Annotated in this window: 18 protein-coding genes and 1 pseudogene; 12 read left to right on the forward strand and 7 right to left on the reverse strand. The window is 71.1% G+C overall.

The features are described from left to right. Window positions 1-63: 63 nt before the first annotated feature. The gene (locus AB0M54_RS18515) at window positions 64-537 is read right to left on the reverse strand and encodes an SRPBCC domain-containing protein (protein WP_364324701.1); all 474 of its coding nucleotides are present in this window, start codon (window positions 535-537) and stop codon (window positions 64-66) included. Window positions 538-923: 386 nt separating this feature from the next. Between AB0M54_RS18515 and AB0M54_RS18520 the strand changes: the two genes are divergently transcribed. Beyond that, window positions 924-1136: a hypothetical protein gene (locus AB0M54_RS18520; RefSeq protein WP_364324704.1), complete on the forward strand. Its 213-nt coding sequence runs from the start codon at window positions 924-926 to the stop codon at window positions 1134-1136. Between the two features lie 89 nt (window positions 1137-1225). On the opposite strand, the gene AB0M54_RS18525 is transcribed toward AB0M54_RS18520, so the two are convergent. Further along, window positions 1226-1699, reverse strand: coding sequence for a MarR family winged helix-turn-helix transcriptional regulator (locus AB0M54_RS18525; RefSeq protein WP_364324707.1), 474 nt, complete (start codon window positions 1697-1699; stop codon window positions 1226-1228). Between the two features lie 121 nt (window positions 1700-1820). Here AB0M54_RS18525 and AB0M54_RS18530 point away from each other — a divergent pair, with 121 nt between their 5' ends. The 4 genes from AB0M54_RS18530 (at window position 1821) to AB0M54_RS18545 (ending at window position 7118) form a co-directional block, all read left to right on the forward strand. After that, window positions 1821-3347, forward strand: a complete 1527-nt coding sequence (locus AB0M54_RS18530; protein WP_364324710.1) for an aldehyde dehydrogenase family protein — start codon at window positions 1821-1823, stop codon at window positions 3345-3347. A gap of 161 nt (window positions 3348-3508) precedes the next feature. Continuing rightward, window positions 3509-3967, forward strand: a complete 459-nt coding sequence (locus tag AB0M54_RS18535) for a (2Fe-2S)-binding protein (protein ID WP_364472709.1) — start codon at window positions 3509-3511, stop codon at window positions 3965-3967. Further along, on the forward strand, window positions 3964-4944 hold the full coding sequence (locus tag AB0M54_RS18540; RefSeq protein WP_364472621.1) for a xanthine dehydrogenase family protein subunit M: 981 nt from the start codon (window positions 3964-3966) through the stop codon (window positions 4942-4944). Before AB0M54_RS18535 ends, AB0M54_RS18540 begins: the two co-directional genes overlap by 4 nt. Further along, window positions 4941-7118: a xanthine dehydrogenase family protein molybdopterin-binding subunit gene (locus AB0M54_RS18545; protein ID WP_364472623.1), complete on the forward strand. Its 2178-nt coding sequence runs from the start codon at window positions 4941-4943 to the stop codon at window positions 7116-7118. The genes AB0M54_RS18540 and AB0M54_RS18545 overlap by 4 nt, the downstream gene beginning before the upstream one ends. A gap of 42 nt (window positions 7119-7160) precedes the next feature. Here the strand turns inward: AB0M54_RS18545 and AB0M54_RS18550 are convergent, their stop codons facing one another. From AB0M54_RS18550 to AB0M54_RS18560, 3 genes are all read right to left on the reverse strand, one after another. Beyond that, a complete protein-coding gene (locus AB0M54_RS18550) occupies window positions 7161-9311 on the reverse strand; it encodes a family 43 glycosylhydrolase (RefSeq protein WP_364472625.1) in 2151 nt (716 codons plus the stop codon). Between the two features lie 68 nt (window positions 9312-9379). Next, window positions 9380-10039: a response regulator transcription factor gene (locus tag AB0M54_RS18555; protein ID WP_364472627.1), complete on the reverse strand. Its 660-nt coding sequence runs from the start codon at window positions 10037-10039 to the stop codon at window positions 9380-9382. Next, complete coding sequence (locus AB0M54_RS18560) at window positions 10036-11181, reverse strand: histidine kinase (protein WP_364324725.1); 1146 nt, start codon at window positions 11179-11181, stop codon at window positions 10036-10038. Before AB0M54_RS18560 ends, AB0M54_RS18555 begins: the two co-directional genes overlap by 4 nt. Window positions 11182-11329: 148 nt before the next feature. Here AB0M54_RS18560 and AB0M54_RS18565 point away from each other — a divergent pair, with 148 nt between their 5' ends. Then, complete coding sequence (locus AB0M54_RS18565; protein ID WP_364324728.1) at window positions 11330-12469, forward strand: monooxygenase; 1140 nt, start codon at window positions 11330-11332, stop codon at window positions 12467-12469. Continuing rightward, window positions 12466-13326, forward strand: a complete 861-nt coding sequence (locus AB0M54_RS18570) for a TQO small subunit DoxD (protein WP_364472629.1) — start codon at window positions 12466-12468, stop codon at window positions 13324-13326. The genes AB0M54_RS18565 and AB0M54_RS18570 overlap by 4 nt, the downstream gene beginning before the upstream one ends. A 70-nt stretch (window positions 13327-13396) precedes the next feature. Here AB0M54_RS18570 and AB0M54_RS18575 read toward each other — a convergent pair whose 3' ends face one another. Next, window positions 13397-14308, reverse strand: a complete 912-nt coding sequence (locus tag AB0M54_RS18575) for a LysR substrate-binding domain-containing protein (RefSeq protein WP_364472631.1) — start codon at window positions 14306-14308, stop codon at window positions 13397-13399. A gap of 233 nt (window positions 14309-14541) precedes the next feature. Between AB0M54_RS18575 and AB0M54_RS18580 the strand changes: the two genes are divergently transcribed. From AB0M54_RS18580 to AB0M54_RS18590, 3 genes and pseudogenes are all read left to right on the forward strand, one after another. Then, the gene (locus AB0M54_RS18580; protein WP_364324736.1) at window positions 14542-15165 is read left to right on the forward strand and encodes an NAD(P)-binding domain-containing protein; all 624 of its coding nucleotides are present in this window, start codon (window positions 14542-14544) and stop codon (window positions 15163-15165) included. Between the two features lie 52 nt (window positions 15166-15217). Further along, a complete protein-coding gene (locus AB0M54_RS18585) occupies window positions 15218-16159 on the forward strand; it encodes an SDR family oxidoreductase (RefSeq protein ID WP_364324739.1) in 942 nt (313 codons plus the stop codon). Window positions 16160-16212: 53 nt separating this feature from the next. Continuing rightward, window positions 16213-16305: pseudogene (locus AB0M54_RS18590) on the forward strand (DNA-binding response regulator); the annotation flags it as partial. Between the two features lie 29 nt (window positions 16306-16334). Here the strand turns inward: AB0M54_RS18590 and AB0M54_RS18595 are convergent. Next, window positions 16335-17735 carry an FAD-dependent monooxygenase gene (locus AB0M54_RS18595; protein ID WP_364472633.1) on the reverse strand — a complete coding sequence of 467 codons (1401 nt, stop codon included), beginning with the start codon at window positions 17733-17735 and terminating at the stop codon, window positions 16335-16337. A gap of 91 nt (window positions 17736-17826) precedes the next feature. Between AB0M54_RS18595 and AB0M54_RS18600 the strand changes: the two genes are divergently transcribed. Beyond that, window positions 17827-18402 (forward strand): TetR family transcriptional regulator, encoded by a 576-nt coding sequence (locus tag AB0M54_RS18600; protein ID WP_364324745.1) that lies wholly within the window; start codon window positions 17827-17829, stop codon window positions 18400-18402. 218 nt (window positions 18403-18620) lie between these two features. Beyond that, window positions 18621-20627 (forward strand): transglycosylase domain-containing protein, encoded by a 2007-nt coding sequence (locus AB0M54_RS18605; RefSeq protein ID WP_364472635.1) that lies wholly within the window; start codon window positions 18621-18623, stop codon window positions 20625-20627. The last annotated feature ends 21 nt before the right edge of the window (window positions 20628-20648 follow it).

A 20648-nucleotide genomic window follows, 5' to 3' on the forward strand; every position in this document is an offset into this window, starting at 1 on the left:
GTCGTGCCACTGACAGGGCGAGGACGACGGCGGGCGGGGCGGCCGGCGGGCCGGCTCCGCGCTTCAGGGGGTGCGTGAAACGTCGACGAGGCCCTCGAGCCAGCGCTGATGGTTGGCGAGCAGGGAGCGGCGTAGTGCCGCGGCTCTCATGCGGGGGATGAGCCCGGTCTGTACTTCCTCGGTGACCACCAGGCAGCCGCCGTCCTGCGTCGGGGTGAGCAGCCAACGGTGATAACCGGCGGAGCCCGGCCCGGTGCCGCTCCAGGCGAGGCGACGAGCCGGCTCGAACTCGGTGACCTGCGTCTTCACGCGGACGCCCAGCGTCGTCCAGGTGAAGGGCGAGTCGGCCGCGAGAACCGCGCCACCGCCCATGATGCTGACCCGGCGAGCGTGCGGGTACCACTGCGGCCAGTTGGTCGCGGTGACCAGCGCGGGCCAGAGCTTCTCCGCCGAGAGGGAGGTGCGGATCTCGTTGCGCGTGTACACCGGCGCCGTCCGAGGATCGAATCCGGCCGGCCAGTCCTCGCTTGATCTCATGGTGCCTCCATCGCCTAACATTTGTTCGGCGATCGTAGCAGGCATCGCCTAACAAATGTTAGACGTAGTTGTGCGCGAGAGGCGGAAAGGTCCGCTCGCGGGGTCAGGGTGGCCGGCTGCGGCAGGAGATCTCGCACGCGGCGTTCGTTCCGCTGACGCGCGACGGTCAGTAACAGTGCGAATCATCTCAACGAGATTACGATGCGTCTACTCCCACCGCCAAGGTCACATACCGACCATCGGTGTGCGTCATGAGGGTATGACTTCGAAGAAGCTGTGGCGGGGCCTGCTCGTCGGCCTCGCCGCAATCGCCCTGATGGGCGCGGCCGGTGTCGCGTTCGCGGGTGTTTCGCCCGGAGGGCGCGTCACCCTGCCATCTCCGGTGAGTGAACCGCCGACCGGGGAGTCCTCGGTGGCCGAATCCGAAGGCGCCACCGGTCACGGCCGGTGTCAAGTACTGCGCCGGTGACGCCGACACCGAGCCGTGCCTGACCACCATCGGTTCGGACCTGGGCCTCAGCGTGACACCCGGCTTCGACGACGTGACCGGTATCGGCACCCCGACGAATGCCTTCGTCACGGCGTTCCGCCGCTTCTGACCGACCCCGGCGAGCTCGGTGCCCGAGCCGGTCAGCGAGTAGCGAGCTCACCGGTCCGGATCGCGCGGGCTCGGCCCGCGGGGCCGGCGTCAGTCGACCGGCGGCGTCCACGACGGCAGGAGAGTGGTCACCTTGCCGAGCAGGTCGGCCAGCTGTCCGTACTCGTCGTCGCCGAGGCCGCGGCGCAGGTGGTCGTCGAGGTCGGCCATGATGTGGTCCGCGCGGGCGGCCTCGTGCCGGCCGGCGTCGGTCAGGTGTAGCTCCTGCACGGTGGCGTGCCGGGCATGGGTGCGCCGCTCGATCCAGCCGCGCTCCACCAGCTTGGCCACGAGGGGCTGGATCGCCTGCGGCGTCACACCGACGACGCGGGCCAGCTCGGCGGCGGTCGAACCGGGACCGACCTGCAGGTTCACCAGTACGGCGTAGAGCGAGCCGGAATTGCCGATCTTGCGCAGCGGCCGTTCCTTGACGGCCAGCACGGCGAGATCGGCGCGCCGCAGGGCCGAGACGACGCGACCGAGGATCTGGTCGTCGCCGGCGAGCCGGACCGAATCTTCCCTCACGTCTGCTCACGGTACACCAGGCCGTACGTTGATCTAGAGCTTGCTTTGTCTCAGGGGCTTGATGAGTATCAAGAACCTGATACGGTGACGTCATTGCACCGATGGAGCATCGGAGAAGACGATGAGCACAGACACCGTGAGCACGGCGGTCACCCGTGACGGCGACCCCGGCGGCACCGCCACCGAAGTGATCACCATCGACCAGACCACCGGCGCCGAGTTCGCCTCCTACCTGGTGGCCGGTGCGGCAGAGGCCCGCCAGGCGGTCGACATCGCCCGCGCCAACACCGGCCCGTGGTGGGAGTTCGGCTTCGCCGGCCGGGCCGAGCGGTTGAGCGCGTGGCGCCTCGACATCGCGCGCGGTGGCGAGGAACTGGCCCACCTGATCCACGCGGAGAACGGGAAGTCGCTGGAGGACGGACGCGCCGAAGTGCTGGCCGCGCTCGGGCACCTGAGCTTCGTGATCGACAACGCGGAGCGGGTGCTCGGCGTACACCCGGTCGAGGTGCCGCCCACCATGTCGCACCAGGACGCATGGGTGGAGCACCTCCCGTACGGCGTGGTCGGCGTGATCGGGCCGTGGAACTTCCCGCTCGGCACGCCGGGCGCGATCGTCATCCACGCGCTGGCCGCCGGCAACGCGGTGATCCTCAAGCCCAGCCAGATCACGCCGGGCGTGGCCGAGTGGCTGGCCCGCTCATGGGAACGGGCGGTGCCGGACGTGCCGGGCGCCCTGCAGACCCTGAACGGCTACGCCGCCACCGGGCAGGCGCTGATCGCGGCGGGCCTCGACAAGGTCGCGTTCACCGGCAGCGTGGCCTCCGGCCGGGCGGTGGCCGCGGCCTGCGCCTCCACGCTGACGCCGATGCTGCTGGAGCTGGGCGGCAACGACGGTGTCGTGGTGGCCGCCGACGCCGACCTCGACCTGGCGGCCGCCCGCATCACCTGGGGCGCCCTGCAGAACACCGGTCTGGGCTGCATCAGCCTGGAGGTGGCGTATGTGGTGGACGAGGTGCACGACGCCCTGGTCCAGAAGATCAGCGCGCTGGCCGCGCGGGTGCACGCCGGCAGCGGCGTCGGCGACCCGATCGGGCCGGTGCCGCTGCCCGGCCAGATTCCGGTGATCCAGGAGCACATCCGGGATGCGCTCGCCCGCGGCGCCACCGCGGCGGTGGGCGGGTCGATCACCGGCGACAGCCGCTATGTGCAGCCGACGATCCTCGTCGACGTCCCGCCGGACGCGCTGGCCGCGACCGAGGAGACCTTCGGCCCGGTGCTGACCGTCGTGCGGGTGCGTGACGTCGACGAGGCGGTCGAGCGGATCAACGACGGCCCGTACGGGCTGGGCAGCGCGGTCTTCAGCCGCGACCACGGAGTCGCCCTCGCCCGGCGACTGCGGGTCGGCATGACGAGCGTCAACGACGCGCTGGCGTTCTCGCAGATCCCGGCGCTGCCGTTCGGCGGCCGGGGCGACAGCGGCTTCGGCCGCAAACACGGCGACGAGGGGCTGCGGGAGTTCGCCTACCCGCACGCCATCTCGGTGCGGACCGGAGCAGCGCCGGCGCCGGCTACCGCCTTCGACCGCCCACCGGGCGCGATGGCCGCCGCCCTGACGGCGGTGCGCGACCGGCTGGAGGGCCGGCGATGAGCACCGACGACCGCGCCGAGCTGTCAGTTCGTCGGCGCACCGTGCTCAAAGTGGCCACCGCGGCCGGCGCCGCGGCGCCGGTGATCGGCGCGACCACCTCTCACGACGCCGCCGCCGACGCCGCGCCGGCCACGTCGGTACCGGCCGGGGAGACCGCGGACATCACGTTGTCGGTCAACGGCGCCCAGCACCGGGTTGCCGTCGAGCCGCGGGTCACGCTGCTCGACGCGTTGCGCGAGCGGCTGGGCCTGACCGGCGCCAAGAAGGGCTGTGACCGCGGCGAGTGCGGTGCGTGCACCGTGCTGGTCGACGGCGAACGGGTCAAGTCGTGCCTGACGCTCGCCGTGATGCGCCAGGGCGCCGAGATCACCACGGTGGAGGGGCTGGCCCGCGACGACCAGCTGCACCCCGTGCAGGAGGCGTTCATCCGGCACGACGCATTCCAGTGCGGTGGCTGCACGCCCGGCCAGATCATGTCCGCGATCGCCTGCGTCCACGAGGGCCACGCCGGTTCCGACGACGAGATCCGCGAGTGGATGAGCGGCAACATCTGCCGATGCGCCGCCTATCAGAACATCGTCGCGGCGGTCCGTCACTCGAATCAGGAGATGCGGCCATGAGGGCCTTCGGATACACCGCGGCGACCAGCGAGGCCGCCGCGATCGCCCTGGCGGCGCAGCCCGGCACGACCTACCTCGCCGGCGGCACCGACCTGCTCAACCTCATGCGCGACGGCGCCGAGCAGCACGGTCATCTGGTCGACATCAACCACCTCGGCCTCGCCGGTGTGACCGCCGACAACGGTGGACTGCGGATCGGCGCGCTCGCCCGGATGAGTCAGGTGGCCGCGGATCCCCGGGTGCGCCGAGGCTGTCCGGTGCTGTCCCAGGCACTGCTCGCCTCGGCCTCACCGCAGGTACGGAACATGGCGTCCATCGGCGGGAACCTCTTGCAGCGCACCCGCTGCGGCTACTTCCGTGACCCGGGTTCAGCGTGCAACAAGCGCGATCCCGGCAGCGGATGCCCCGCGATCGAGGGGCAGAACCGCATCCACGCGATCGTCGGCGGCAGCGGCCACTGCATCGCCACCCATCCGTCCGACCTCGCCGTCGCCCTGGTGGCCCTCGATGCGGTCGTCCAGCTGGCCGGTCCCGGCGGCCCGCGCGCGGTGCCGATCGCCGACTTCCACCTGCTGCCGGGCGACACCCCGGACGTGGAGAACGTGCTGCGCCCGGGCGAGCTGATCGTACGCGTCGACGTGCCGAGCAGCCCGCTGGCCGAGCACTCGCGGTACCTGAAACTGCGCGACCGCGCGACATTCGAGTTCGCGGTCGTCTCGGTGGCCACCGCGCTGCGGGTCCGGCGCCGCCGGGTGGAGGACGTCCGGCTGGCCTTCGGCGGCATCGGGACCAAGCCGTGGCGCTCGCGCGCGGCCGAGGACGCCCTGCGCGGCCGTCCGCTCACCGCGGACAGCATCGCCGACGCCGGCCGCGCGCTGGTGCGCGACGCCGTTCCGCGGCACGACAACGCGTTCAAGGTAGAACTGGTGCAGCGCGCCCTGACCGGCGTACTCAGCGAGCACGGAGGCATCCGATGAGCAAGCTGGTCGGGCGCGATGTCGCCCGCGTCGACGGCCGGGCGAAGGTCACCGGCGCCGCCACCTATGCGGCCGACCATCAGATCACCGGAACCCTGTTCGGGTTCCTGGTGCTGGGCACCATCACCCGTGGCGAGCTGACCGACCTGGACACTGCCGAGGCGAAGGCGATGCCGGGCGTCGTGGCGGTCTATACACACGCGGACATGCCCCGCTTCGACGTCTCCGAGGGGTTCTATCTCAAAGGCTTCGTCCCGATGCAGGACACGACCATCCATCACAACGGCCAGCCGATCGCCATGGTCGTCGCGGCGACCTTCGAACAGGCCCGCGAGGCGGCCGACCGGGTACGCGCCACGTACCGCACCGAGCCGCACGTCCTGTCGGTAACCGCCGCGCGCGACGACGCCTACCTGCCGCCACCGATGTTCGGCGAGCCGAACGAGGTCACCCGCGGGGACGCGGCGGCCGCGCTGGCCTCCGCGCCGGTGCGTCTCGACCGCAGCTACACCGCGCCGACGCATCACCACAATCCGATCGAGCCGCACGCCACCACGGCGGTGTGGGACGGCGACGACCGCCTGACGCTGTTCGAGAGCTCGCAGGCCGTCGTCACGTTCCGGGACACTCTGGCCGGCGCGTTCGGCCTGGCGGCGGGGAACGTCCGCGTGATCGCGCCCTATCTGGGCGGCGGATTCGGCACCAAGGGTGTCGTCTGGCCACACACGCTGATCACCGCGGCCGCCGCGCGGCTGGCCGGCCGTCCGGTCAAGACGGTTCTCACGCGAGCGCAGATGTTCACCGGCACCGGCCACCGCACCGAGTTCCAGCAGCGCATCCGGCTCGGCGCCGGCCGCGACGGACGGCTGACCGCGATCGTGCACGACACCATCGCCCAGCTCACCGCGACCGACGAGAACATGTTCAATTCCAGCATCGCCACCCACACGCTGTACGCCTGCCCGAACGTGCACGTGCGCCAGCTCGGCGTCCGGCTGGACATGCCGACCGGCGCGTGGATGCGCTCGCCCGACATGTCGGCGCAGTTCGCCCTGGAGACCTCTCTCGACGAGCTGAGCTACCAGATCGGCCTCGACCCGCTCGACCTGCGCTTGCGCAACTACGCCCGGACCGACCAGAACACCGGCGACCGGTTCACCGGTAAGCACCTCGACGACTGCTACCGGATGGGCGCCGAGAAGTTCGGCTGGCGGCGGCGCGAGCGGCGGCCGGGCGTCACCCGCGACGGCGACGAGTACGTCGGCTGGGGCATGGCCACCGAGACACACACCTACGGCAACTTCCCGGCCAGCGCCGGTGTCACCCTGGGCGTCGACGGGGCCGCCCGCGTCGCGGTGGCCAGCCAGGACATCGGCACCGGCACCTACACCGTCATCTCGCAGGTGGCCGCCGACGCCATGGACCTGCCGCTGGCGCGGGTCACCACCGTGCTGGGCGACACCATCCTGCCGCCGGCGGGCAGCTCCTCGATCTCGTCCACGATGCCCAGCGTCATCCCGTCGGTCGACAAGGCCGCCCGGGACGTGCGCGCCGCGGTCATCAAGATCACGGTCGCCGACCGGCGGTCGCCGCTGCACGGCGTGCCCGCGGATCGCGTCACCACATCCGACGGCCGGCTCGCCGACTCGGCCGACCCGTCGCGCTCGGACACCTACCGCGATGTGCTGCGCCGTCACGGCAAACCGGTGGAGGTGATCGCCACGGTGGAGAACACGCCGGGTCACACCTACGGGGCCGTCTTCGTCGAGGCGCGGGTGCACCGGCGGTACGGCAACGTGCGCGTCACCCGGGTCGTCGGCGCCTACGACGTCGGCCGGGTCCTCAACCGGCGCACCCTTCGCAGCCAGGTCATCGGCGGCGTCACCTGGGGCATCGGCTACGCGCTGATGGAACACACGCTGGTCGACCAGGCCAGCGGCCGCATCGTCAACCCGAACCTGTCGACCTATCTGGTTCCGGTCAACGCGGACGCGCCGCCGAGGATCGACGCGCTGTTCGTCGACGAGCCCGACCCGGGCAGTGCCGGGCTGGGCGCCAAGGGTTTCGGCGAGACACCGATCACCGGTGTGGCCGTGGCCATCGGCAACGCCATCTTCCACGCCACCGGACGGCGTCTGCGCGACGTCCCGTTCACCCAGGACAAGCTGTTGTGAGCGACGACATCGGGGCACGGCGGCACGATCATCTCCGGCGCCTCAACCCAGATAGCAGGCCTTGACCACCCCGGGGATCGGGTCGCCGCCGAACTCGGCGGAGGTGCAGTTCACCGGGCCGGTCTGCCAGCGGGTGTAGAAGGCGCCGCGTGCTCCGTAGAGGACGGCTCGGGCTGTCCCGGGTGCGCAGACACCGTTCTCCACCGCGCAGGTGGTCCAGCCCGGCGGGCCGCCCGCAGGGGGCAGATAGCAGCTCTTGAGGACGTTCGGCAGGGGGTCCCGGCCGAAGGCGTCGTTGGCGCAGGCCACCTGTCCGTTGCCGACGAGCCGGTAGGCGTAGGCGCCGGCTGCTCCGTAGGCGATCAGCGTGGGACCGGCGACCGTGCAGCTGCCGCCCTCGCCGGAGCAACTCTGATATCCGGCCGGGCCGCCCGCCGGCGCGACGAAACAGGACTTGAGGACACCGACCGCCGGGTCGCCGCCGAAGGCGACGATGCCACAGTCGATCCCGCCGGTGGCGACCCGGAAGCGGTAGGACCCGGCGGCCGGGCCGACGCCGTAGGCGGCGATTCTGGTGCCCGTGAAGGTGCACCGCTCGGCCTCGCCGGCGCAGCGGCTGAAGCCGGGCGGAACTCCTTCGGCGGTGAAGGCCGGTGTGGCGGAGACGTCGGTGGTGAACTTCAGGTCCCGGCCCGGTTCGCTGGTGAACGACGCGCCGTTGTCGGTGGAGTAGGACTCGGCCCCGGTCGCATAGGGGCCGGAGTCGTTGTACTCCCAGCCGTAGCAGCCGGTGGTGGTGGCGGAGCGCAGCCGCAGCAGGTAGGCGTGCCCGGCGCTGACGGCGACCCCGGGATGTACGGTCAGTGCCGCGGGGGACCACGGCACGCTCGCCGCGGGGAAGTCGGTCCGGCTCAGCAGCTTGCCGTCCTGGGCGTCGAGGACCTCGAGGGTGGCGGGCGCGTTCGGGCCGCCGCTCTGGAAGGTGGTGATCGACGCGACGCTGAGCGTGCCGGTGCGCGACGCGACGAAGCTCTGCTGGCGGGCGATCCGGTCGGCGACGTCGCAGTAGTGCCGGAAACCCGCGAAGCCACTGCGTTGGTCGAGATCGGGAGACGCGGCGTAGGCCCCTGCGGCACCGGGCAGCGACAAGGAGAACGACGGCGTGCACACGATGTCCCGGAGCGCTCCCGTGCTGTCGAAACTCATCGGGCCGACGAAGAAGTTGGCCAGGGATTCGTTGGGTGCGCGGTTGTTCCATCGGTCGGAGACGAAGTAGTAGCCCGTGGTCCCGTCGGCGGCGGTGACCGGGAGGGTTGCCAGGGGCTGCCCTCCGCAGTTGTCGGCATTGACGATCCGGGCACGCCACCGGGGTTCCGCCCGCCCGCTCTGGTGCACCCCGGCGGGGTCGTACCAGGCGCCCGACCATGGGCCCAGCATCGAGGTGGCGGTCATCTCGCCGGTGGAGCCGGAGCAGTATGCGCAGGACGGGTCGGACATCAGCGCGTGGTAGACGCCGTTTCGCTTGAACACGGCGAACGCCTCGACGTCGCCGAGTCCGAGACGCACGTACTGGCCGGTCGTGCGCAGGTAGTCCGGGGTGAGCCGTTCCACCACCATGTCGGCGGTCAGCCCGGCGGCCACCTGGGTGGTGTTGTGGATGACGTACCCGGTGCCGTCGGCGTCGACGAACAACGACTCGTCCACTGCTCCGCCGACCGCCAGCACCGGGTCCGGCGCGGCGGTGAAGATGCCGGTCGGCGCGGTGTTCGTGGCGACCATGTACCGGCCGCCGGCATCGGCCCACAGGACGTACCGGCCGGTCACGGCGTTGTGGACGACATGCGGGCGGAAGCAGTAGCCGCAGGCGCCGGGTGCGACGATGTAGCCGCGATCGGTCCAGTGCACGAGGTCGGGCGAGCTGTACGCCTTGAAGCCGCAGAACTGGCTGTTCTGCTGGTAGCGGTATCCGCACGCGTAGCTCGTGCCGTACTGGTAGAAGGTGTCGCCGACCTGTAGCAACGACCCGTCGTGGGCATCGAGGGCATTGCCGTCGACATCGAAGCGACTCACCTGGCCGCCGTCCGGCCGGGTGTTCTCGATCGTTACGCCGGCCATGGCCGTGGCCGTGCTCGCCGCGGGCACGACAGTCAGGCAGGCGGCCACCAGAATGACCGAAAGCGTGAAACGTTTCACAGTGATGAAGCTAACATCGATCACCAGAGATCGCCATCCTTCGATGAAACCGGTCGCGCCCATGCACGTCAGGCGCGCATCAGGCCGGTCTGATAGGCGATGACGACGAGCTGAGCGCGGTCGCGGGCGCCGAGCTTGGACATCGTGCGAGCGAGGTGCGACTTGACGGTCAGCGGCGACAGGAAGAGCCGCTCGGCGATCTGCTCGTTCGACAGGCCCTGCGACACCAGGGCCAGAACCTCCCGCTCGCGGTTGGTCAGCCCGCCCAGCTCGGGCGCCGCGGGCAGCGCGATCGCCGCCGGCTGGTCCAGGAAGTGCCTGATCAGGCCCTTGGTCGCGGCCGGTGAGAGCAACGCGTCACCGCCGGCCACGACCCGGATCGCGGTGACCAGTTCGGCGGGCTCGACGTGCTTGCCGAGGAAGCCGCTGGCGCCCGCGCGCAGCGCCAGCAGCACGTTGCCGTCGTCCTCGAAGGTGGTCAGGACCAGCACGTGGACGTCGGCCAGGGCCGCGTCCTGGGCGATCCGGCGGGTCGCTTCCAGGCCGTCCATCTCGGGCATGCGCAGATCCATGAGTACGACGTCCGCCCGCTCCGCCCGGGCCAGGTCGATCGCCTCACGCCCGGTGCCGGCCTCGCCGACCACCTCGATGTCGGGTTCGGGGTCGACGAACATCCGGAACCCGGCCCGGATCAGGGCCTGGTCGTCGGCGAGCACCAGCCGGATCATCCGGGCGGCGCCGAGAGCTCGGCATGCACGGCGAAGCCCCCGTCGCGGGACGGGCCGGCGCGGAAGACGCCACCGTTGGCGGCGACGCGTTCGCTCATCCCGAGGATGCCGAAGCCGGAACCGCCGGCCGCGCCCTGCCCGCCGATCGTGTTGGCGATGTCCACCGTGACGCCGCCGCCGTGGTAGGCGACGGTCAGCCGGGCCGCCCCGTCGCCGTGCTTCCGCGCGTTGGTCAGTCCCTCCTGGATGATCCGGTACGCCGCCAGGTCGGCCAGCACCGGCAGCTCGCGCGGCGTACCCGTCTGGTGATGATCGACCCGCAGCCCGGTCGCGCCGAAGTCGTCCAGCAACCCGGCCAGCCGGGCCAGTCCCGGCGTCGGCTCGACGACCAGGCTGTCACGCCCGGCCGTCTGCCGCAGCAGCCCGATCACCGATGTCATCTCCCTCAGCACGGTGTCGGACAGCCGGCTGATGTTCTCCAGCGCCGGGGCCACCTGCTCGGGCCGGTGCGTCAAGATGTTCCGCGCGCCGCTGGCCTGCACCTTGATCGCGGCGATGTGGTGGGCGACGACGTCGTGCAGCTCGCGTGCGATGCGTACCCGTTCGTGGGCGACCCGCAGCCGGGCCTCCTCCTCGCGCGACTGCTCGGCCACGCGGGCGCGTTCCTCCACCTCGGCGATGTAGGCACGGCGGCTGCGGGTGGCGTCGCCGATCGCCGCGCCCACCCCTACCCACGCGATCGAGCCGAGAGCGTCGCCGCCCGCATGGGTCCAGGCCAGCTGGCTCGTGAGCAGGACGGCGGCGACGACCCCGGCGAGGACCCAGGCGGCGCGGCGGCCGACGCTGGTCGTGCAGGTGTAGACCAGCAGGGCGATCACGCCGGTGACCACCGGGTCCTCCGAGCGCTGCAGGACGGTCAGGCCGAGCGCCAGCGCGACCGCCCAGGCCAGCGCGAGGATGGGGAAGCGGCGGCGCAGTACCACCGCGGCCAGCGCCAGTAGGAACACCTGGACGTCCCAGGGCCCGACGCGCGGGCGGACCGGATCGTCGACCACGAGCATGCCGATCCCCGCGAGGAGGAGCGCCAGCGCGAGGAGCGCGTCCTCGACGACCGGGTGCCGCTTCAGCCAAGCCAGGGCCATGACGGTGATGGTAGGCAGGCCTCGCCGCATCCGGCATCGTCCGCCGGTAGTAGCCCGCGCGTACCGCATTGGTCTGTCGGTAGTAGATGGTCTTGCCTTCTCCTGGCGGATTGCCGACCAATCGGCGGCCGGGCGAGGGTCATAGCCCATGAGACCATTGCTGACCGGCGCCGCCCTCGTGGCCATGACCCTGCCCCTGATCACGGCCTGTGCCGCCGACGAGCCCGCCGCCCCGGCCCACGTCCACAGCTCGTCCGCGCCGGCGCCGGCGTTGCCTTTGCGCACCGGTGAACGCTTCCAGGAGATCGAGTACGCGAAGCCGGTCACCCCGGCGCCACCGGCCGGCGGGCTCGACGAGTACCGCTGCGTGATCCTCGACCCCCAGATCACCAAGCCGGTGTTCCTGACCGGCGTCCAGTTCACCCCGCAGAACGTCCCGATCGCCCACCACGCCATCACCAACGTGATCGCGCCCGAGCACGCGGCCGAGGTCCGGGCGATCGACGCCAAGACGCCGGAGGAGGGCTGGACCTGTTTCAGCTCGTTCGGGGTCGGCGACGCGACCTGGGTGGACACCTGGACGCCCGGCGTGCAGGAGACCCCGCTCGACGGTGACCTCGGCTTTCCGCTGAAGGCGGGCAGCCTGATCGTGATGGAGACGCACTACAGTCTGCTCGGCACCGGCGGCAAGCCGGCCGGCAGCGACCAGTCCACCGTGCGGCTGCGTCTCACCGACGGCACGCCGCGGACCACGATCCTCGACACCTCGCCCTTGTTGGTGCCCATCGAGCTGCCCTGTGCGCCGGACGAGTCAGGTCCGCTGTGCGACCGGAGCGCCGCGGCCGCCGACGTCACGAAACGCTTCGGCGCGGTGTCCGGCGCGATGGAGGACAACCTGCTCAAGATGTGCGGCTACGCCAAGCCCAAGCCCGGCAACACACAGACCTGCGACACCCCGATCCCGGGACCGATGACCGTGTACGCCGCCCGCGGGCACATGCACCTGCTCGGCAAGTCGGTCAAGGTCGAACTCAACCCGGGCCAGCCCGACGCCAGGGTGCTGCTCGACGTCCCGGCCTTCGACTTCGACAACCAGGCGCTGCAGGTGCTCCCCGAGCCGGTCAAGGTCAAGGCCGGCGACACCGTTCGGACCACGTGTACGCACGACGCCGGCCTCCGCAAGCAGTTGCCGCAACTGAAGACCCTGCCGCCCCGATACGTGATCTGGGGTGAGGGAACCGCCGACGAGATGTGCCTCGGCATCCTGACCACGTCGACCGGATCATGAGCCGGTCGCCGGGCCGGGTCCTGCTGCCGCTGCGGATGTTCCTCGGCTTCACCTTCGCGTACGCCGGCATCTCGAAGCTCCTCGACCCGGCCTACTTGGACCCGTCCTCGCCGGCCGGTGTCCGGCAGCAGATGCTGGCCGTGGCCGACACCTCGCCGATCGGTTTCCTGGTGACCCTGAGCGCCGAGCACGCGACGCTCACCGGGCTGGCCATCGCCCTCGGCGAGGCGCTGGTCGGGGTGGCCGTGCTGGCCGGGCTGTTCACCCGGGCGGCGGCCACCGGCGGGCTGGTGCTGGCACTCAGCTTCTTCCTGACCGTCAGCTGGACCGCCGAGCCGTACTACCTGGGCGCCGACATCTTCGTGGCGTTCGCCTGGACGCCGCTGACGATCGCCGGGGACGGCGGCGTGCTGTCCCTCCAGGAGTTCCTGCGCCGGCGCTTCCGCTCGCCGGACACCGACACCGGCCGGCGGGTGCTGCTCCTCGGCGGCTCCGCGGCGACCGTGCTCGCGGCCACCGGCACCGCCATCGCGCTGGCCGGCCGCGGCCAGAAAGCAGGAACCGCGATCGTTCCGGCCGCGGGCCTCGCGGTCGGCGCGGCGCTGAAGTTCACCGCGCCCGGCGGAACCCCCGCCTACCTGCTGCACCCGGCGGAGGACACCTTCCTCGCGTTCAGCGCCGCCTGCAGTCACCAAGGCTGCCCGGTCGAGCACACCGGCGACGGCTTCCGCTGCCCGTGCCACGGCGGCACCTACGACCAGGAGGGCCGGGTCACCGGGGGCCCGCCTCCGGCGCCGCTGGCCCGGATCCCGGTCCAGGTCATCGACGGCCTGGTCACCACCGCTCAGTCCGGGTGACCCCGCGGGCTTCGAATGCCTTCGCCCTGCCGCGGCGCCCTCGGTTGGCTGCTGTGTCGGTAGAACGTGCTCAACTGTGGCGTGCGGCGGCACCGTTCGCGAGGTGCCACATTTCATCGTTGCCGCATTCCGCGGTGATCTCGGCCGTCGCCTGAGCCGCGGCGAGGAAGTCGTTGACCACCGGTGAGGTGCGCGAGGCCGGCACCGCGAGGCACACCTGGTCAGCCGCCAGATCAGTGACGGGCACATACCTGACTTCCGGATGTGAGTAGAACACGGCTGTCGAGCGGGCCAGGAAGGAGATGCCGCGGCCGGCCGCGACATGTTCGAGCGTCTCGTCCACCCCGCGGACCAGGTATCCGGCGTTGGGATGCGGGCGCTTGGTGGGCTGGGTGCTGATGTCGGGATGCCAGAGCAGCGGTTCACCGGTCAGGTCGGCCTCGGTGATCTGTTCCTTGCCGGCAAATCGGTGACCGGCCGGCAGCACCGCCACCCGCGGCTCGGCGTACAGCGGGGTGACGGTCAGGCCGGTCTCGTCGATGGGCAGCCGCACGTAGGCGACGTCGATGCGGCCGTCGAGCAGCATCACGGCCTGCTCGTCGGATTCGATCCGCTGCACGTCGACGATGACGTTCGGTTGCCGGATGGCGAAATCCCGTACCGCCGCGGACACCGCGATGCCGGCCCGGAAGCCGACCATGAGCCGCCGGTTGCCGCGCGCGGCCGCGGTCACCCGGCCGCGGACCGCGTGTGCGGAGGCCAGCGTCGGCCCGGCGTCGGTCAGCAACTGCCTTCCGGCATCGGTGAGTGCCACGCCATGGCTGTCCCTGATCAGCAGCTCGGTGCCGAGATCGTGTTCCAACGCGCGGATCTGCCGGCTCAGCACCGGCTGTGCGATGTGCAGGTCATCGGCGGCGCGGCCGAAATGCAGCCGGTCGGCGACGGCGACGAAGTAGCGCAACTTGCGCAGGTCCAGATCCATGGAGCCCCCTGGTACGGCGATGCCTCGAGGGTATCGCAATCGCTGAAACAGGTCTTGGACAACCTGTTGAGGCCGATACATGCTTCATGGGTACCTGATGGGCCGGAGCGAATTCGCGACAGAACTCGACATCGGACTCGACGCATTCGATGGCATCGCCGACGCAACCGTTTACCACAACGGGCGGGGCGTGGCGTTCTCATTCAGATTCGATTCCAGAAAGCAGGCACTCCATGAGCAGCATCAGCATTATCGGCCTGGGCGGTATGGGCCGCGCCATCGCCGCCCGCGCGGTCGAGGGTGGCAATGCCGTCGAGGTCATCGGTCGCGACGCGGCCAAGGCCGAAGATCTGGCCGCCGCGCTCGGCGGCGGCGCCACGGCCGGGACATTCGGCGCCGCCCCCACCGGCGACATCGTCATCCTGGCCGTGCCGAACCCCAGCGCCGTGCCGGTCGTCGCCCAGTACGGGGACGCGCTGGCCGGCAAGGTCATCATCGACATCACCAACCCCATGAAAGCTGACGCCAGCGGGCTGACCACCTCGGACGGCACGTCCGCCGCTCAGGAGATCGCCAAGGCGGCCCCGGCCACCGCGCACGTCGTCAAGGCGTTCAACACCGTCTTCGGCCACATCCTGGCCCAGGGCGGCTCGCTGGACGTGCTCATCGCTGGCGACGACGCGCGGGCCAAGGCCGGCGTATCGGCATTCATCGAAAGCCTCGCGTTGCGCCCGCTGGATGCTGGCGGACTGGAAATGGCGCATTGGCTGGAAGGGACAGGTCTGCTGATGGTGAACCTGGCCAGTCACGGCGTAGGGGACTTCAATTTCGCCCTCGGCGTCAACAATTTCCGCTGAGCACACCCGCACCACCACGTCCCACGCCACCTCAATGGTAAGGAACAGCAGAATGCGCGTTTTCGTCACCGGTGGGACCGGCCATTCCGGTTCGTACATCGTCCCCGAGCTCATCGCCGCCGGGCACGAGGTGACCGGCCTGGCCCGGTCGGACACGGCTGCGGCGGCGCTGTCCGCGCTCGGCGCGAAGGTGCGTCGCGGCGACCTCAAGGATCTCGACGGGCTCAAGGAAGCGGCCGCGGACTCCGACGGCGTGGTCCACGTCGCGCACCGTCAAGACCTGCTTTTCTCCGGCGGAGTCCACGCCGTGGCCACGGCGGAGGTCCCGATCATGCTCGCCTATGGCGAGGCGCTCGCGGGAACCGGAAAGCCGTTGGTCGTGGCGGGGAGCATCGGCTCGCCGGGGCAGGGGCTCCTGGGCCGGACGGCCACCGAGGAGGACCCTGCCCTTCCCAGTGACGATGAGCACAAGGGCACCCTGCGGGCTCGTAACGTCGTGGAAACCACCGTGATCGGCCTCGCCGAGCGGGGAGTGCGTTCTTCGGTCGTGCGGATCGCCAACATCGCGCACGACCCGACCGATCGTGCCGGCTTCCTGCCCATCCTGATCGCGCTCGCGAAGGAAAAGGGCTTCATCGGCTACCCCGGAGACGGCGCGAACCTGTGGAACGCCGTGCATCCTCGCGATCTCGCCTCCCTGTTCCGCCTGGCGCTGGAGAAGGGGCCGGCCGGCCGATACTGGCACGCGGTCGACGACGAGGGCATCCCGTTCCGCGAGATCGCCGAGGCCATCGGCAGCCGTCTGGGCCTGCCCGCCGTGAGCGTTCCCCTGGACGAACTGGTGCTGCCGGGATACTTCGGCTTCCTTGCGAACGTCGTCACGCAGAGCTACCCGGCGTCCAACCTCATCACCCGCCAGACCCTCGGCTGGGAGCCCGTTCAGCCCCGCCTGCTCGCCGATCTGGACAACGGACACTACTTCCCCGCCGGCTGACGGCAAGGACGCCATCCGCGCGGCTCTGGCCGGCGCAACGCGGTAACGGACGCCCGTTGACGGTCCGGACGCACATCCACCGGGCGATGATGAAGGTGCGGGCCCGCGACCGCGCCCAGCTGGTCGTCGTCGCCTACCAGCAGGGCTGGTCCGGGTGCGATGAGCGGCGGGCCGGCTACCGCTCCGCGGGCTCCCGGGCCGGCTCGCCGCACCAGTGCAGGAGCGCGGATCGCAGGCCGGTGGTGTCGGCGGGGGAGCCTGACCACGCCGCGTACGCGTCCGGGCGTACCAGAGTGATCCGGTCGCCGGCCGGGGTCGCCCCGGTGAGGGTGACCCGCTCGGACCAGGCGCCGATGTCCAGATCCGGCGTGCCGAGCAGCGCGAACCGGCCGTCGCGCAACGCTTCGTAGAGGCGGCGGCCGTCGGGCAGCGGACCGTCCGGCACCCGGTCCGCGCCGTCGCCGTAGCCGACGCCGACCCCGGAGATTATGATGGCGCTCCTGCGGCGGATCGCCGGCACGCTCAGCGGGATCCGGATCGCCGCCATGCGCAGCGCACGCTGCAAGGACGAACGGGCGATCCCGGACCGGATCAGGGCGCCCGAGGTCTTCACCGCCGTCCGGCCGATCGGGTACCGCTCCGACTCGTAGCTGTCCAGCAGCCGGTCGTGCCCGCGGACCGCGGCGGCCAGCTTCCAGCCGAGGTTGGCGGCGTCCTGGATGCCGGTGTTCATGCCCTGCCCACCGGCGGGGGAGTGGCAGTGCGCGGCGTCGCCGGCCAGGAAGACCCGCCCGACCCGGTAGCTCGGCGCCTGGCGCTCGTCGGAGTGGAAGCGCGACATCCAGCGCGGGTCGTGCATCCCGAAGTCGGTGCCGCACGCCGTGCGGACCGTCGCGCGGATCTCGTCGAGCTCGACCGGCTCGGAGACCGGCCGCTCGTCGCTGTTCCAGCTGAAGATCCGGTACCAGCCGTCGCCGAACGGCGCGATGAAGGCCATGGCGCCGACGGCGGAGCTGACGGTGAGCGTCTCCGCGGGCACCTCGGCCAGCCGCACGTCGGCCAGCATGATCGAGCGCAGCACGGAGCGGCCGGGGAAGGACAACCCGATCGAGCGGCGGACCACGCTGTGCACGCCGTCGCAGCCGACCAGGTAGCGGGCCCGCAGCGTGCGACCGTCGGCGAGGGTGGCGGTGACGCCGCCGGCATCCTGGTCCACCGACTCCACGGCGGCGCCGGAGGTCACCCGGACGCCGCGACCGGCCAGCACGCGCTCGGTCTCGTACTGCGGGGTGACCAGGACGAAGGGGAAGCGGCTGGGCACGCCGGCCAGGCTCACCGTGGCCCGCTTGAAGAGCCGGATGCCGGGGAGTTGCCGGCCCGTCGCGACGAGTTCGTCGGCGACCCCACGCACGTCGAGCTGCTCGAGGGTCCGGGCATGCACCGCGAACGCGCGGGTGGTGTTGGGCTCCGCCGTTCGACGTTCCAGCACCTGGTGGCCGACCCCGGCCCGGACCAGGTCACCCGCCAACATCAGGCCGGTCGGACCGGCGCCGACGATCAGGACATCGGTATCCATCGCGATCACCCTCCGCCTGCCAACAACTGTTGGCCCATCCTCCCGGACGCCGGACGGGAGAGTCAACAACTGTTGGCCTACAGTTGTTGGCATGACCGTGGACCGCGATGTGACGCCCCGCCGCTCCGACCGCACCCGGGCGGCGATCCTGGCCGCGGCGCGGGAACGCTTCGCCGCCGACGGGTACGCGAAGGCCACCATCCGCGCCATCGCCGCCCAGGCCGGCATCGATCCGTCCATGGTCATGCGCTACTACGGCTCCAAGGAGAAGCTGCTGGCCGCCGCGGCCGACTTCGGCCTGGAGCTGCCCGACCTGACACAACTCACTCCCGCCGAGCGGACCGGCGCGCTGATCCGGCACCTGCTCGACCTCTGTGAGCGCAACGACACGATGATCGCGCTGCTGCGGGTGGCGGCGACCCAGGAGGCGGCGGCCGAGCGCTCCCGGTTCCTCGTCGCGAACCAGATCGAGCCGCTGATCGCCACGATCGAGCCCGATCCGGAGCTGGCCCGGAAGCGGGCCGGCCTGCTGGCGACGCAGATGCTGGGCCTGGCGCTGACCCGCTACGTGCTGGAACTGCCCCCGGTGGTGGCCATGAGCGCCGATGAGTTGGCGGCGTGGATGTCGCCGGTGCTCCAGCACTACCTCACGGGTCGGCCAGATTGAGACATATTGCATCTGATTCGGTTGAACCCCGGTTAAGGCGCAGGTTGCCGCGTATCAAGGGCGCGTTACGCGATTGGGACGCAAAGTAGTTTCACGTTCCGGGCCACCTACCCTGCCGTCGTTTCCGTCAAGGGGGTGTGGCGGATCAATCGAGCGAGCGGAAAGCGCCGAAGTCGCGTCATCGGCGGCCGGGTCGTGGGCGTCGCCGGCTGGCCTGGGTGGCGGCGGCGATCGCCGTGCTGATCGCGGGCGCCGGCGTCACGGTCGCCGTCTACGTGAACTCGGTCGACCTCCCGGCCGATCCCGTCAAGGTGCAGGCGTCGACGCTCTACTACCGTGACGGCAGGACGATCCTGGCCCGGGTCGGCACCCAGAATCACAGTGACGTTCCGTTGTCCGCGGTGCCCGAGCACGTACGGCAGGCGGTCCTGGCCGCCGAGGACCGTGACTTCTACGACCATCCAGGGTTCTCGGTGCGCGGCATCCTGCGCGCCGTGGTGGCGAACATCAGCGGGAAGCGCGAGGGCGCCTCGACCATCACCCAGCAGTACGCCCGCAACGCGTACCTCACCCAGGATGTCTCCCTGGACCGCAAGGCCAAGGAGTTCGCCCTCGCCGTCAAGCTCGAGCGCAAGCTCGGCAAGGACCAGATCCTGGAGCGCTACCTCAACACCATCTACTACGGACGGAACGCCTACGGGATCGCGGCGGCGGCGTACGCCTACTTCGGCGTGACCACGGACCGCCTGACCGCGGCCCAGGGCGCCGTGCTGGCGGCCACCATCAAGGACCCGTTCGGGTACGACCCCGCCAACGATGCCCTGGCGGCACAGGAACGATGGACCTGGATCATCGGCGCCGCCCGGGAGAAGGGCTGGCTGGGTGGCGCGCTGGCGTACCCGGACGTGTCCCGCCCGTCGGCGGCCGACGCGGGGCCGAGCGGCATCGTGATCGACCGGGTGGAGCAGGAGCTGGCCGCCCACGACGTGACCTCGAGGGCGCTGCACACGCAAGGCCTGTCCGTCGTCACCACGCTGGACGCCAAGGCGCAGCAGGCCGGCCTCACCCAGGTCGCCGAACACCTCGCCGGTCAGCCGAAGGATCTGCGGGTGGCGCTGGTCGCGGTCGACCCGCCCAGCGGCGGTGTCCTCGCCTACTACGGCGGCAAGCAGCGGGGCGACTTCGACGACGCCTCCGCCGCCCACCCGGCGGCCTCCACGTTCAAGCCCATCGTGCTGGCCGCCGCGCTGGAGGCCGGGATCAGCACACAGTCGCTGTGGGACGGCAGCTCGCCGCGGCTGTTCCCGGGCCGGCTGGGCGTGCCGCTGCGCAACCACAACGACCAGCAGTGCCCGGCCTGCACGCTGACGGAGTCGATGGTCGACTCGCTGAACACGCCGTTCTACGCGGTCACCGAGAAACTGGGCGCGGACCGGGTCCGCGAGAAGGCCTTCGACCTCGGCATCTCACCCGAGTACGGGAACGCCCGTGCGCTGGTCGACGCCAAGGGCGACCCCAGGCCGGGCCAAACCCGCCCGGACATCGCGATCGGCCGGTACGCGGTCACCCCCGCCGACCTCGCCACCGTGTACGCCACCTTTGCCGGCGCCGGTGTCCGGCACGACCGGCACTTCGTCGATTCGGTCACCGGCGCCGGCCGGCGCCGGCTCTGGAAGGCCGAAGCGCGGCCCCGGCGGGCGCTGGAGCGCGCGGCCGCCGCCGACATCACCTCGGTGCTCGCCGCCGTCGTCGACAAACACGCCATGACGCCGGACCGGCCGGCCGCCGGCAAGACCGGCACCCAGCAGTGGGGCAACACCTCGGACAGCCAGGACGCCTGGATGGCCGGCTACACGCCCGAACTGGCCAGCGTGGTGTGGATCGGCAAGGCGAACCCCGGCCCGATCCGTGACAAGCGCGGCAAGGTGATCGACGGCGACACCCTGCCGGCCCAGCTCTGGACGGACTTCACCCGAGAGGCACTGCGCGGCCGCCCGGTGACGCCCCTGCCCGAGCCGGGCAACGTCGGCAAGGCCGGCGCCTTCGATGTCAAACCGCCCGCGCCCGAGAGCGAACCGGGCGGGAAACCCGTCCCGCGCGACCCGGCCACCCGGGACCCGGGGGACCCAGGGGAGGACGCTCGCCGGAAGGACGCGGCGGCAAAGGGCAAAGAGGCGCCTGAGCTGGACACCTCGGAGGAACCGAGCACGCGCCGAAAAGGATAGGCCGGCGTGCCGGCCGGCCTT

The organism is Actinoplanes sp. NPDC051470 (assembly GCF_040682035.1).
Lineage (GTDB): Bacteria > Actinomycetota > Actinomycetes > Mycobacteriales > Micromonosporaceae > Actinoplanes.

Coding starts and splice junctions, on each gene's coding strand:
- AB0M54_RS18515 (WP_364324701.1), bottom strand. CDS start 537: ATGAGATCAAGCGAGGACTGGCCGGCCGGATTCGATCCTCGGACGGCG.
- AB0M54_RS18530 (WP_364324710.1), top strand. CDS start 1,821: ATGAGCACAGACACCGTGAGCACGGCGGTCACCCGTGACGGCGACCCC.
- AB0M54_RS18540 (WP_364472621.1), top strand. CDS start 3,964: ATGAGGGCCTTCGGATACACCGCGGCGACCAGCGAGGCCGCCGCGATC.
- AB0M54_RS18545 (WP_364472623.1), top strand. CDS start 4,941: ATGAGCAAGCTGGTCGGGCGCGATGTCGCCCGCGTCGACGGCCGGGCG.
- AB0M54_RS18555 (WP_364472627.1), bottom strand. CDS start 10,039: ATGATCCGGCTGGTGCTCGCCGACGACCAGGCCCTGATCCGGGCCGGG.
- AB0M54_RS18560 (WP_364324725.1), bottom strand. CDS start 11,181: ATGGCCCTGGCTTGGCTGAAGCGGCACCCGGTCGTCGAGGACGCGCTC.
- AB0M54_RS18565 (WP_364324728.1), top strand. CDS start 11,330: ATGAGACCATTGCTGACCGGCGCCGCCCTCGTGGCCATGACCCTGCCC.
- AB0M54_RS18570 (WP_364472629.1), top strand. CDS start 12,466: ATGAGCCGGTCGCCGGGCCGGGTCCTGCTGCCGCTGCGGATGTTCCTC.
- AB0M54_RS18575 (WP_364472631.1), bottom strand. CDS start 14,308: ATGGATCTGGACCTGCGCAAGTTGCGCTACTTCGTCGCCGTCGCCGAC.
- AB0M54_RS18580 (WP_364324736.1), top strand. CDS start 14,542: ATGAGCAGCATCAGCATTATCGGCCTGGGCGGTATGGGCCGCGCCATC.
- AB0M54_RS18585 (WP_364324739.1), top strand. CDS start 15,218: ATGCGCGTTTTCGTCACCGGTGGGACCGGCCATTCCGGTTCGTACATC.
- AB0M54_RS18595 (WP_364472633.1), bottom strand. CDS start 17,735: ATGGATACCGATGTCCTGATCGTCGGCGCCGGTCCGACCGGCCTGATG.
- AB0M54_RS18600 (WP_364324745.1), top strand. CDS start 17,827: ATGACCGTGGACCGCGATGTGACGCCCCGCCGCTCCGACCGCACCCGG.